The sequence below is a fragment of the Bacillus sp. Medicinal_06 genome (assembly GCF_056711665.1).
On record NZ_JBWYHD010000002.1, the window covers coordinates 361,684 to 374,830 of the forward strand.

General features: G+C 35.7%; 15 protein-coding genes and 1 pseudogene. 11 read left to right on the plus strand and 5 right to left on the minus strand.

The features are described from left to right. Positions 1-61: 61 nt before the first annotated feature. On the minus strand, positions 62-256 hold the full coding sequence (locus tag AC1M36_RS05480) for a YwbE family protein (RefSeq protein ID WP_336450306.1): 195 nt from the start codon (positions 254-256) through the stop codon (positions 62-64). Beyond that, positions 257-430 (minus strand): hypothetical protein, encoded by a 174-nt coding sequence (locus AC1M36_RS05485; protein ID WP_336450305.1) that lies wholly within the window; start codon positions 428-430, stop codon positions 257-259. It abuts the gene before it with no gap. A gap of 170 nt (positions 431-600) precedes the next feature. On the opposite strand from AC1M36_RS05485, the gene AC1M36_RS05490 reads away from it, so the two are divergent. The 9 genes from AC1M36_RS05490 to AC1M36_RS05530 all read left to right on the plus strand — a co-directional run bounded on the left by AC1M36_RS05490 (position 601) and on the right by AC1M36_RS05530 (position 6,749). Next, positions 601-1,293 carry a response regulator transcription factor gene (locus tag AC1M36_RS05490; RefSeq protein WP_479845636.1) on the plus strand — a complete coding sequence of 231 codons (693 nt, stop codon included), beginning with the start codon at positions 601-603 and terminating at the stop codon, positions 1,291-1,293. 1 nt (position 1,294) lies between these two features. Further along, positions 1,295-2,230, plus strand: coding sequence for a HAMP domain-containing histidine kinase (locus AC1M36_RS05495; RefSeq protein WP_336450303.1), 936 nt, complete (start codon positions 1,295-1,297; stop codon positions 2,228-2,230). Between the two features lie 122 nt (positions 2,231-2,352). Then, entirely contained in the window at positions 2,353-3,276 is a 924-nt protein-coding gene (locus AC1M36_RS05500) for an ABC transporter ATP-binding protein (RefSeq protein WP_336450302.1), read from the plus strand. 19 nt (positions 3,277-3,295) lie between these two features. Further along, positions 3,296-3,547 (plus strand): hypothetical protein, encoded by a 252-nt coding sequence (locus AC1M36_RS05505; RefSeq protein WP_479845637.1) that lies wholly within the window; start codon positions 3,296-3,298, stop codon positions 3,545-3,547. Further along, the gene (locus AC1M36_RS05510; protein WP_479845638.1) at positions 3,547-3,948 is read left to right on the plus strand and encodes an ABC transporter permease; all 402 of its coding nucleotides are present in this window, start codon (positions 3,547-3,549) and stop codon (positions 3,946-3,948) included. The genes AC1M36_RS05505 and AC1M36_RS05510 overlap by 1 nt, the downstream gene beginning before the upstream one ends. A 46-nt stretch (positions 3,949-3,994) precedes the next feature. Beyond that, positions 3,995-4,699 (plus strand): ABC transporter permease, encoded by a 705-nt coding sequence (locus AC1M36_RS05515; protein ID WP_479845639.1) that lies wholly within the window; start codon positions 3,995-3,997, stop codon positions 4,697-4,699. A gap of 55 nt (positions 4,700-4,754) precedes the next feature. Continuing rightward, entirely contained in the window at positions 4,755-5,624 is an 870-nt protein-coding gene (locus AC1M36_RS05520; protein WP_336450299.1) for a DUF4097 family beta strand repeat-containing protein, read from the plus strand. Between the two features lie 23 nt (positions 5,625-5,647). Beyond that, positions 5,648-6,004: a hypothetical protein gene (locus AC1M36_RS05525; RefSeq protein ID WP_336450298.1), complete on the plus strand. Its 357-nt coding sequence runs from the start codon at positions 5,648-5,650 to the stop codon at positions 6,002-6,004. A 52-nt stretch (positions 6,005-6,056) separates the two neighbouring features. Continuing rightward, positions 6,057-6,749: an ABC transporter permease gene (locus AC1M36_RS05530; RefSeq protein ID WP_336450297.1), complete on the plus strand. Its 693-nt coding sequence runs from the start codon at positions 6,057-6,059 to the stop codon at positions 6,747-6,749. A 61-nt stretch (positions 6,750-6,810) separates the two neighbouring features. On the opposite strand, the gene AC1M36_RS05535 is transcribed toward AC1M36_RS05530, so the two are convergent. Continuing rightward, positions 6,811-7,314 (minus strand): DinB family protein, encoded by a 504-nt coding sequence (locus tag AC1M36_RS05535; RefSeq protein WP_336450296.1) that lies wholly within the window; start codon positions 7,312-7,314, stop codon positions 6,811-6,813. A 124-nt stretch (positions 7,315-7,438) separates the two neighbouring features. Here AC1M36_RS05535 and AC1M36_RS05540 point away from each other — a divergent pair. Then, a pseudogene (locus AC1M36_RS05540) lies at positions 7,439-7,588 on the plus strand (sigma factor); the annotation flags it as partial. A gap of 262 nt (positions 7,589-7,850) precedes the next feature. Here the strand turns inward: AC1M36_RS05540 and fhuB are convergent. Both fhuB and AC1M36_RS05550 read right to left on the minus strand, forming a co-directional pair. Continuing rightward, entirely contained in the window at positions 7,851-9,887 is a 2,037-nt protein-coding gene (fhuB, locus tag AC1M36_RS05545; RefSeq protein ID WP_336450295.1) for a Fe(3+)-hydroxamate ABC transporter permease FhuB, read from the minus strand. Positions 9,888-9,894: 7 nt separating this feature from the next. Next, positions 9,895-10,869 carry an ABC transporter substrate-binding protein gene (locus AC1M36_RS05550; RefSeq protein WP_336450294.1) on the minus strand — a complete coding sequence of 325 codons (975 nt, stop codon included), beginning with the start codon at positions 10,867-10,869 and terminating at the stop codon, positions 9,895-9,897. A gap of 543 nt (positions 10,870-11,412) precedes the next feature. On the opposite strand from AC1M36_RS05550, the gene AC1M36_RS05555 reads away from it, so the two are divergent. Further along, a complete protein-coding gene (locus AC1M36_RS05555) occupies positions 11,413-13,104 on the plus strand; it encodes a long-chain-fatty-acid--CoA ligase (RefSeq protein WP_336450293.1) in 1,692 nt (563 codons plus the stop codon). Positions 13,105-13,147 lie beyond the last annotated feature (43 nt).

Below are 13,147 nucleotides of genomic sequence, written 5' to 3' on the forward strand. Positions count from 1 at the left end.
AATAGCGTCATATCGGTTCGAACAGAAAAAAGGAGCTCAATTTCAAAGTGAGCTCCTTTTCTTATTGAACAATATGCTGTACTCTGCCAACTTGTCCATCTTGCAATCGCACTTTAATGCCGTGCGGGTGAGATGGCGAGTTTGTCAAAATGTCTTTTACAATCCCTCGAGTGAGTGTACCAGTACGTTGATCTTTCTTTAAGACAATGTCAACTTCAAGGCCTGGTGAAATATTAGATCGTTTTTGTCCGTTCATTTACACACCTGTGCGTCTGCGTTGGTTATTTGGCTTTTTTGTTTGCTGGTTTTGTAGTTTTTTCGTTGCTTGACTTTTGTTTTTCGCATTTGCGCCATTTCCATTCCCTTGCTTTTTCTTTGCAAGTTGTTCACGCATTAAATCAGCTAAGCTTACTTTTTTATTTTCTGACATGGTAAGTCTCCTTTATATAAAGTGAAATTGTGCATATTAGTAGTGAATTTTATCATATCATTGTTGAGGAAGGAAGGAAAGTTGGATTGAATTTTCGAATAATTCTTTTCAGTTTTAGTTCCTTCAGTTACAATTAAATTGTTAATGTTTGTAAAAAAGGAGATAGAAACATGCCACATCATATTTTACTAGTAGAAGACGATCTATCCATTCGTGAGATGGTAGAAAACTATTTAACCAAAGAAGGATTTGTTATCATAACAGCTTGTGACGGAGAAGAAGCTGTTATTAAGTTTGCAAAAGAAAGGTTTGATTTAATCATTCTCGATATCATGATGCCAAAGCTAGATGGTTTAGAGGTTGTAAGAATCATTCGCGAAAAAAGCGCTGTGCCGATCTTAATGATGTCTGCAAAAGATACAGATGTGGATAAAGCAATCGGTTTAGGCCTCGGGGCAGACGATTACATCTGTAAACCATTCTCTATGATTGAACTGGCAGCACGGGTTAAGGCAAGCATTCGAAGATCGACAAAGTATTCAGCTGCAGAGCAGAAAGAAGAAATAATTAAGATTGGTGATTTGAAAATTGATCCGATCAACTTTATCGTGCAAAAAAGAGAAAAACAGTTAAAACTTACTTTGAAAGAGTTTGAGATTTTAAAATTATTTGTGAAGAATCAAAATCGTGTATTTACAAAAGCGCAAATCTATAATCTTATTTGGAATGAAGAATATTATGGTGATAATAATGTAATTAATGTTCATATGAGAAGATTGCGTGAAAAGATTGAAGATGATCCATCTAATCCAAAGTATATTAAAACACTATGGGGCATTGGCTACAAGCTGGAAGTGATATAGTATGGTCACTCTTTTGACAATCGTTATTTGCATTTTAGTAGGTGTGATTTACCTTCAATATAGAATGCAGAAAAGTAAAAGCGCAAATTTACGTTATACATATGAAAAGTTGCAAGAGATTGTAGCAAAACAAACAGGTGAGAAATTATTAGTGATGACGGATGAGAAAGAACTACAAAAATTATTAGTAGCGATTAATCATTTATTAGATGCAAAACAAAAAACGAATGCCGATCATGCGAAAGTAGAGATCTCCATGCGAAAAATGCTTTCTAATATCTCACATGATTTAAAAACACCACTCACTGTTATTCTTGGGTATATAGAAATGTTAAATACAGATAAAACGATGAACAAAGAAGAACAACAAGTATTATTAGAAAAGGTACATATAAAAACGTTAGAAGTTATGGAACTCATTCATAAGTTCTTTGATTTGACAAAATTAGAATCTGGAGATAAAGCAATTGAAATGACAAAGGTGAATATGAATGAAGTGTGCCGAGAGCGAATTTTATCGTTTTATGATTTATTGACGACGAAAGGATTTGAGGTGCATATCGATATACCGGAGAAAAATGTATACGCACTTGGAAATGCTGAAGTATTGGGACGGGTGCTAAATAATTTAATCTCCAATGCGATTGCGTACGGATATGATGGTAAAACACTTGGCATGGCATTAAGAGATGATGATAGGTATGTGTATGTTGATGTATGGGACCGCGGGAAGGGAATTGATGAATCTCATATTGATAAAGTATTTGAACGGATGTACACGTTAGAAGATTCGAGAAATAGGTTGTATCAAGGAAGCGGCCTTGGACTTACGATTACGAAAAGACTTGTGGAAGCGTTAGGTGGAGAAATTCATCTTTTTAGTAAGCCATATGAGAAAACAGTATTTACAATTGTGCTGAAGAAAATGAAATTTTAGCTTGTAGAAAAGAGGGTTCTACAAGCTTTTTTGAATTAAGGAATTTGTAAGGAATGGGTAAGAGAAAAGAGACATTCATTGACTATAATAGGAATATAAGATGATGCGAAAGGGGAAACAGTATGACATATATATTAAAAACAAACCAATTAACAAAAGTGTTTTACGGAAAAGAAGTAATTTCCGGGGTCAACATGCATGTGAAAAAAGGAGAAATTTACGGGTTTTTAGGACCAAATGGTGCTGGTAAAACAACGATTATGAAGATGATTACTAATTTAATAAAACCGACGAGTGGGGATATTGAAATCTTTGGTGAGAAGTTAACAGATACATCTTATGAAGTGTTAAAACGCATGGGAACGATTATAGAGTATCCTATTTTTTATGAAAAATTAACAGCTCAGGAAAATTTACATCTCCATTGCGAATATATGGGTTACTACGATAAGAAAGGAATTGAGCATGCATTAGATCTTGTCAATTTACACAACGTGGAGAATAAAAAGGTGAAAGACTTTTCACTAGGGATGAAACAAAGATTAGGAATTGCCAGAGCGATTTTGACGAAACCTGAGTTATTAATTTTAGATGAACCAATCAACGGTTTAGATCCAATCGGGATTAGAGAATTACGTGATTTATTTAAAATGCTTTGTAAAGAATATGGAATTACTCTATTAGTCTCTAGTCACATTTTAGGAGAAATGGAGCAAATGGCAGATACGATTGGTGTGATTCAAAATGGAAAATTGATAAAAGAAGTTTCGATGAAAAGTATTAATGGTAAGCAAACGGAGTATATTGAAATTCACGTTCAAGATGTAAAACGAGCAGCTTATATTTTAGAAAATAAACTTAGCATAACAAACTATAAAATTATGAGTGAGAGTATCATTCGCGTGTATGAAATGACAGAGACGCAACAAGCAATTTCTAAAACGCTGATCATGAATGATATAGAAATTGAAAGTATAAATAAAAAGCATAGCTCATTAGAAGAGTATTTCTTAAATCTTGTAAATGGAGAGGGAATCCATGCTTAATTTAATGAGGCTTGAGCTTATGAAATTTAAGTTGTGGCCGACTATTAGAGGGGCACTCATCGCAATATGTATTGTTTCTATATTTATTCCAGTAATTATTTTTGATGGGGAACTTGATACCTATGAAAGTGCCTTTCAATTTATTGATCGTTTTTCTCGAGCGGTATTTATGATTTTTGGAGTAAGTTTGATTGCAAAATTTATTATTCAAGAGTTTCAAAATAAAACGATGACAGTTATGTTTATGTATCCGATTAATCGAAAAAAATGATGGCAGCAAAAATTCTTATCATTATTCTGTTTACGCTATGCGCAATGATAATTTCGGAAATTATTCTGTTTAGTTTCGTTTATGTTTTAAATGTATATCATCCAGTAATCATGGAACCGTTAACGGTGGCGATTCTAATTCAGAACGCAGCTACATTATTTTTGAATGCTTTAGCATCAACAGGAATCAGTTTAATCCCACTTTACTTTGGAATGAAAAAGTATTCAGTGCGGACAACATTTGTATCTGCAATTATTCTTACTTGTTTATTTGCTTCTAGCTTGAATGGTGAAGTTTCATTGTTCAGTTTTATCGTGGTTCCGATTATGACCGCTTGTGCTGGTCTGTTGATCGCATATATGGCAATAAGAAAGATTGAGCAGGTGGATTTGTTTAAATAAGAGAAAACAAGTACAGCTAAAAAATATAGTGGATGGAGGAAGCGCCATGCTTAAATTGATGAAATTAGAATGGAAAAAACATTGTTTATCTCGCTATTTTAAAGGAGTAGCCATTTACAGTATAGCAATTTTCGCTGCTGTTGGTCTTATGGCATGGGGATCTAAAGCAGAGAGTGAGCAAATGTTTCTAGATTATACAGGGTTCATGTCTTTAACAAATATTTTTACTCGAACAACATTTATGATTTTTTCAGCTGTTATTTTATCTCGTTTAGTAATTGATGAATACAAGAGTAAAACGATGCAATTATTGTTTACGTATCCATTAGAGCGAAAAAAAATAATGCAAGCTAAGTTAGCGATTACCTTTGGATTTTGTTTTTTTAATATTATTATTTCGACGTGTATCATCAACATACTAATTTTCTTTTTAAACCCAATTATAGTTTTTTTTGAAATACCTGTTACTATGGCACAAATCATTGCTACCATCCCAGCTACTTTTATTAGTGCATTCATGATGGCTGGAATCAGCTTAGTTCCTTTATATTTTGGTATGAGAAAAAAGTCAACTCCTACAACGATTACCTCGTCTATAATAATTGGATTATTGATTAACTCAACTGTTTCTAATGGGGAAGGACAGATTAGTTTGTTTGATTTCATTGTAGTGCCGATTGCGTTTTGTCTATTAGGTCTTGCAATTGGCTATCTCTCTTATCACAAAGTGGATAAAATGGATGTGGCTTAAATACAGATACAATCTTGAATAAGATGTGGATTTAAAATGAACTGGGGAGTAAAAAATGAAGAAAATAATGTTAGGTTCTATTTTAATAGTTCTAGTTGCAGGAGTAGTTTTTAGTCTCAAGGAAGTAGGGGCAAAGAGTTTTGAAACAGAAACTTCTTTTATGGTAGATAGCGTAGAAGAAATAGAAATAAATAACGAAAATTGGGATGTTGCGATCAAAAGTGCACAATCAAACAAAGTAGCAATCGCAGTTGAGGGAAAGCAGGAAGATAAGAAGAATGATCCTGTAACAATGAAAAAGGATGGAAAGAAAATTGTTGTGGATCAGAAAGGGCAAAAGGAAGGTTTTGCGGGAGGATTCAGTTTTGGAAAGAAAGGTATTATTTATATTTCCATCCCCAAAAATGGAGTAGATACGATTACATTGAATAATAGTTCTGGTGATATAAAAATGAATGATGTAACAACTAAGAATATTGTATTTTCAAACGAATCTGGTGCTGAAAAGATTGAGGGACTATTAGCAAAAAAAGGTAATTTTACATCAAAAGGTGGGGAACTAAGTTTGAAAAATAGTTCGTTACAGGAACTATCTGTAGCTTCTACTACCGGTGATAACTACCTTACAAATGTAAGGAGCCCTAAGATCAAGGTTACTTCAACAGATGGTGAAGTATTGATTAAAGAGACAATAGAAGGGAAGTCATTACTTATAGAAACAAAATCAGGAGATATTAGTGTGTCTTATAAAGAAGCTCCAACTTCATTACAGCTTGCTGCTAACAGCGACTCATCCGATATAGCAGTGAGTTTAAATGGGTTTAAGAAAAGAACGAATACGGAAAAAACAAAAGAAGGTGTAATTGGTGATGCATCAAATAAGGTGGAGATTTTAAGTAAAAAAGGCACTATATGTATCAAATAATATTCAGAAGAGGTGAATATATCATGCAGAAAAAATCAATTCGTTCCGTCAGTGGCATATTTGCTATGCTGTTTTTTTACTGTACGACGGGACTATTAAGCGTTATTGTTGTTCCAGTTTTGGCAACGATTGCGTACGGTTTCGGTTTTTGTACTGTACTTATATTAATTGCAGGTATTATTCGTTCCTTTGGAGTTACATGGGTACAAATGGATATGGGTCCTGGTTTATCAATTCCTCAGGAGTGGAGCATGGTTTATGCTCTGATCATAGGTGGAATCGTGGGAAGCATCGCCTATTTTAGTTGGAAGTATCTTCGTATTTATTTGAATTTTTTATCGAGAAATTATCGTAAAGTATTACCAATGAATAAACAATAAAATCAAACCGGTGGATTTTTAAAAATAAAATAGATGAACTAAGGGGGATAAAATGCTGCAACTTATAAAGCTAGAAATGAAGAAATCTAAGCTTGGATGGTATATAAAAGGTGCGATTATCGCAAATATAGTGATGATTGCGATGCTATTTTTTGTAAGCTATATGTCACAGATTGAAGGGGATGTAGAACTAGGAAATCCTCAAGGAATTCTTTTAATGGCAAGTGCAATGGTGCGAGGAACATTTATTGTCTTTGCGGGAGTATTAATTGCAAAATTAGTAATTGAAGAATATAAAAACAAAACAATATTACTCATGTTTTCGTATCCAATTAGTCGAAAAAAAATCATTGCTAGTAAGTTATTAATCATAGCAATGCTAACGTTTGTAACAGTTTTATTATCTAATATTTTTGTAATAGGTATCTTCTTTACATTGAATAGTTATATGTTAGTTATTCCGAATACAATAACGGTAGCTGAGTTGATTCAAGAAGGTATAAAAGTGATTCCTTTTGCTATGGCAGCTGCAGGATCAGGGGTAATTCCCTTATATTTTGGTATGCGTAAATACTCTGTTCCAACAACGATTGTTTCTTCCTTACTTGTTGTGATGATTGCATGTCAAAGTCAGCCAGAATTCTCATTAGCAACTTTTCTACCACTTCAATTAGCACTTGCGGCTATTGGTATTATGATTGCTTATTATGGAATTAGAAATATTGAGAAGGAAGATGCGTTATAAAGTTTCACATGAAACAAGTTACAGAAAAAGACAAGGTGCAGTTACCTTGTCTTTTTCGTTATTACATTTTCGGAGCTTCCATCCCGGCAGCTGCCCACTCTTCCTTAGCAGGTCCATAAATACCTGGAACCTGTAACCCAGCTTGACGCATTAAGACAGTCATTTGCCCACGGTGATGATTTTGATGATTAATGAGAGTCATCAAAAAGATAGAGTTTGGCATGGGGCGCCCAAAGAAATCATTAATTGTTGCTAAATCTTTATCAGTCCACTCTGTTTGAAGTGCTTCCACAAAATCCATATTTACTTTGCGATAGCCTTCCGCAATCGTCTTTGCGGAAGTGGGAACAGGATAATCTTTTGTTTCCCCTTCAAACTGTAAACCGGTTCCTGATAGTATCACAGGAATTGCAGTAACGATATGCCAAGCAACTCTGCCTAAAGTCCAATGACCAGGAGCAATCTCTTGTGCCAAAGATTCATCAGTTAATGCATCCAATACCTTTTGTGTAGATTCAGACTCGTATTTCCATGTTGTTAGAAAGCCCTCAATTGTTTGATACATGTTATCCCCCCAATGGTTATATTCATAGAGTAAATTCGTGAAGAGAGGGGTTTTTCCTGCTCTTTTTATCATTTTAACTGAGAAGACGCCTTCCTCTAAACGAAGTGAAGGTGGGGGTAGTTCAATAATTATTTGGTACAACATTGAGAGTTATGATCAAAAGCGAGGGAAATTTAGAAGTTGGCTTATATCTGTTGCGAAGTTTAAAGCGATTGATTTCAAAAGAAAGAGTAATCAAACGTATCGATTACAAGAGTTTCAGCAAGATATATATAGTAATGTATTCATGGGTAATATATTTTTTTTATAAAGCTTATATTAATTTTATCCCGCATTAACGGGCAGTAATACTCCCACCTCAAAATTTGGCGGGAGCAAAGAAGTTAGGTGGGAGATAAACTGCCCGTAAAAGCCCGATTGGTGAGGGCTAATAATCAGTGGGGGATGAAGAAAACCCCCCACTGATTAAAGTTTCACTTTATGCCACACTAATAAAAAACGAAGGCTTCTAAAATAACAGAGGCCTTCGTTTTTTATTAACTAACTTTCTTCCCACTCTTCCTCATTAACCAAAGAAAGTATGGTGCCCCAAGTACAGCAACAACAAGCCCCGAAGGAATTTCTTTCGGGTATGCAATCGTCCGTCCAAGTAAGTCAGCGATGCAGAGCAAAATCGCTCCAAATAGTGCTGAACAAACAAACAATCTTTGGTGATTCATCCCAACAACAATACGTGCTAGGTGTGGTGCAACGAGCCCTAAGAAAGCGATTGTGCCAACAGCGGCAATGTTCACTGAGGCGAGTAATGTTGCTAGGATAATAAGTGCAAAACGTGTTTTGTTTACGCGTTGCCCTAGTCCTGTTGCTAAGTCATCTCCAAGTACGAGAACATCAAGTTGTTTCATTAAGAAGAATATGATTGGTACGAGAATAAGAGATGGATATAAAAGTATATTTTCTAAGTGATTCCATCCTCTTGCGTAAGTACTACCTGATAACCAAGTTAAGGCAGCAGCTACGTTTAAGTTTGCCCTAACGATAAAGATTTGAATAATTGCTGAGCCTAGAGCTGATACACCAATTCCGATTAATGCCAGTGCTGTTGGGCTAAAGCCTGACTTCCATGAAAAGAAGAGGACAATTCCAACTGCAAGTAGTCCGCCAATGAATGCACCGATTGGTAAGAAGACTCCTGGAAGCGCCGGGAAGACATACATAATTGTTAAAGCACCGACACCTGCACCAGATGAAATACCAATGATAGATGGATCGGCAAGCGGATTGCGTAATATTCCTTGAAAGACCAGCCCACTTATTGCAAGACATGCCCCAGCGACAGCCGCAACGAGCATTCTTGGCAAGCGAAGGTTCATCATCATATTTTGATCAAATTGTGTAAGTTGTCCTGTTATTACATTTGTTATGCTTTCTATGTAAGCATTGCTACCGATTACAACGCCAAGAGCAATTGTTACAACGCCAAGTATCATAGATATGATGAGTACTTTTCTATAAGAGAAATAGCGTGAGCTAGCACCAGCTGTATTTGCTCCATTATCATTCATATATTGTTTTGATTTCATCATGCGATAAACTAAGTAAATGAGCCATGGCGAACCAATCATTGCAGTAACAGCACCAACCGGAAGTTCAGCGCCAGTTGGGTCTATTAATCTACCAACAACATCTGCTCCAAGTAACAAAATAGCCCCCCATAAGAAAGAGGAGAGAAGTAGTGGGAAATGTTGGCGATAGCCGATCAGGCGCATTAAATGTGGTGCAACTAAGCCAACAAAACCGATTGGTCCAACAACTGTTACAACGACTGCTGTTAAAAAAATCGCAGCAATAAAAGCAATAAAACGTGTTACTTCTGTTTTTTCTCCAAGTGAAACAGCAACATCATCACCTAAAAGAAGCACATTTAATTTACGTGACATAAACAATGCAGCAAGAAAGGCACAGACAACAAATGGAACCGCAAATTGAACACCATCCCAGTTATTTTGTACAAGTGACCCTGCGCCCCAAAGGAATAGTCCTGCGGTTTCGTTTTCATAAAAAAGTTGCATCGTTCCGGTAAAAGCAGAGAGCATTAAAGTGACAACCATACCTGCTAATGCCATACGTAGTGGTGTTCCCTTTCTGCCGCCGGAAATACGATATACGAACAAAGCGGTTACTGCTCCTCCAATAAATGTGAATAGAAGCGATTGGCCTTGTAAGTATTCCGGTAAAAAGATAGTAGCAGCAATTAAAAAGAAATATGCTCCTGAATGAATTCCCATTGTACTTGCCTCAGCAAGTGGATTTTTCGTTAAGGTTTGTAAAATAACGCCTGATGCAGCGAGCGCGCCACCAGCTAAAATAGCAATAGCGGCCCGTGGCAAACGCAGCATAATTAAGGTTTGATGTTCAAGAGATTGATTTGGCGAAAAGAGAGCATCCATAATCATGCTGTAAGAAATATTTGCTTGTCCTTGTCCGATATGAATAAAGAAAAGGAGAAGCAAGAGAGATGCTCCTCCTCCGAATACAAGACTTGCTCGAAGTGTATGTTGTAAGTTATTCATTATGCCATCACTTCTTCGCTGTCATTACATCTGCAACTTGTTTTGCTAATGATTTTGCAGATTCAGGGCCACCGAAGATCCAAGTGTCGCCTTTTAGTTTATACATTTTGTTTTCTTTTTTGAATTTTAATTCTTCCCATGCTGGGTTACCTTTTAGTTGGTTATCAAAGATGTTATCATCATCAGCTACGATGTATAAGAAGTTTGCATCTTGTACATTTTGCAATGCTTCTACAGTTGTTTGCTTGAAGCCGTCTGGCTCAGATTTACCAGGTTCAAATGCATTTGTTAAACCTAATTTTTTCGTAATTTGTATCGCTGTAGAGTTGTCCGTTAGCAGACGGAATGTTGGAACATTTTTTGCTGTAAATGATTGTGTTAAGACAATATTTTTATCTTTTAAGTTAGCTTTTTCAATTTTTGCTTTTGCATCAGCAAATGTCTTGTCCATATCTGCTAATACTTTTTTACCTTGCTCTTCTTTTCCAACTGCTTTTGCAATTTGTTTAAATGTTTCTGTCATTTCAGCGAAGTGGTCGTTATTGCTTGTTGATGGATCGAACATAATTGTTGGTGCAATTTGTTCTAATTCATTTTTAATTGCTTTACTACGGAATGAAGCTGTAATAATTAAGTCTGGTTTTAAGCGGTTAATTTCTTCTAAGTTTGGTTGTTGGCGTGTACCGACATCCACAACATCTTTATTTGGTTTTGTTTCTGTATTCACCCATTTATTATAATTTTTAATATCAGCCATCCCGACAGGTTGAACGCCAAGTGCTAATAAATCTTCTGCATATACCCACTCAAGTACAACAACTTTTTTCGCTGGTTTATCTAACTTTGTTTCACCTTCAGCGTGTTTAATTGTTATAGCTTGTTTTTTATCATCTGTTTTTACTTCTTTCTTCTCTTCTTTTTGTTGTCCACATCCCACAACGAATAGAAGGATGACCATAAAAATACTAAGAACCTTTTTCATCTTTTTCCCCCAAATGAATTATTTTGAAATGATATATAATCTTCCTTCAATTGAAAAAGATTATCAGTTTCAACACGGAAATCATACTATGAAGGCTTTTATAGTGTCAATCCTTTTCTTTCTATTCAGATAAAAAAATCTCTTTAGAATATGGAGGGATTTGTTTGCTACTATAACGCTTTCAAAATGGGATTTGTAAATGAGCCTTTAAGAAGAGTAGGAGAAGGGCGGAAAGTATAAAATAATTAGGATGTTATTATGTATAAATATAAATTTTAAAATGCACATCCTTTTTTCTATGTATCCGTGATTTGTATGTTGAACAACCGAAACGGAAGGAGAAACAAAAAATATAGAATAAGGAAATAAACCAAAATATTTTCATTTGACAATAATATAAACAGTTATAGAGTTACAATGGAATAGTTATATAAAAGTCAGAATATTATGATTGTAACGTGATTGTGACTATAATATAATGAAAACAATCATCATGAATGGACATTCATTTTATTCTTGTAAGAGCAGGAAGGGGGAATGGGGATGGAAAAACCTTGGTTACAAAGTTATCCTGAGGAAATTCCACATACAATTTCTTATGATATTCAGCCGCTTCACGTATATTTACAGCAGATGTCTACGCGGTATCCAGAAAAGAAAGCGCTTCACTTTTTAGGTAAGGATATTACATTTTCAGAGCTAAATAGTAAGGTGAAACAATTTGCCAATTATCTGCGTAAGCTTGGTGTGAGAAAAGGTGATCGAGTTGCAATTATGTTACCAAATTGTCCGCAAGCTGTAATTGGATATTATGGTACATTGCTCGCAGGTGGTATTGTTGTACAAACAAATCCTCTTTATACAGAGAGAGAACTACAATATCAGCTCCATGATTCTGGAGCGAAAGTTATTCTTTGTCTCGATTTAGTCTTTCCGAAAGTTATCGATGTCCAGTCTGCTACAAAGGTTGAGCACGTTATCGTAACCCGCATTGCAGATTTTTTACCATTTCCAAAAAACTTAATTTATCCATTTGTACAAAAAAAGCAAACAAACCTCGTTGTAAAAGTAACTGAAAGTGAAACGATTCATGTTTGGAAATCAGTAGAAAGAGAAAGTGATGCAAGTGTAGAAGTACCCTGTGATCCTGAAAATGATTTAGCACTCCTGCAATATACAGGAGGTACAACAGGATTTCCGAAAGGAGTCATGTTAACGCACAAAAATCTTGTATCGAATACATTGATGGGTGTGCATTGGCTATATAACTGTGAAGAAGGAGAAGAAGTAATTCTCGGTGTCCTTCCATTTTTCCATGTGTACGGGATGACAGCTGTGATGAATTTAACTGTTATGCAAGGATACAAAATGGTAATTGTTCCGAAGTTTGATATGAAAATGGTGTTTGAAGCGATTAAAAAGCATAAAGTGACACTATTTCCAGGAGCTCCAACGATTTATATTGCCCTTTTAAATAGTCCTTTGCTTCAGGAATATGATATTTCATCGATTCGTGCTTGTATTAGTGGTTCTGCTCCGCTTCCAGTAGAGGTACAAGAGAAGTTTGAAAAGATTACAGGCGGTAAGCTCGTAGAAGGATATGGACTGACAGAATCATCTCCAGTCACACATAGCAATTTCTTATGGGAAAAACGTGTGCCGGGAAGCATTGGCGTCCCGTGGCCAGATACAGATGCTCGCATTATGTCACTTGAAACTGGAGAATCGTTACCACCAGGAGAAATTGGTGAAATTGTTGTGAGAGGTCCGCAAATAATGAAGGGATACTGGAATAAGCCTGAGGAAACAGCGGCCGTATTACAGGATGGTTGGTTACACACGGGTGATGTCGGCTATATGGATGAAGATGGATTTTTCTATATAAAAGATCGTAAGAAAGACATGATTGTTGCTAGTGGATTCAATGTTTATCCGCGTGAAGTAGAAGAAGTATTATATGAGCATGAAAAGGTGCAGGAAGTGGTTGCGATTGGTGTCCCAGATCCATATCGTGGTGAGACTGTGAAAGTATTTGTTGTATTAAAAGAAGATGAAGTTTGTTCTGAAGAAGAGTTAGATCAGTTTGCTCGCAAATATTTGGCCGCTTATAAAGTGCCAAAAGTATATGAGTTTCGGAGCGAGTTGCCCAAAACAACAGTTGGGAAAATTTTACGACGTGTCCTTATAGATGAAGAGAAGAAAAAGAAAGAGAACGAGGATGAGCAAACGGGCTAAAGGCCCTTTCTTTTTGAAAATATAGGATATAGGATTGACAATT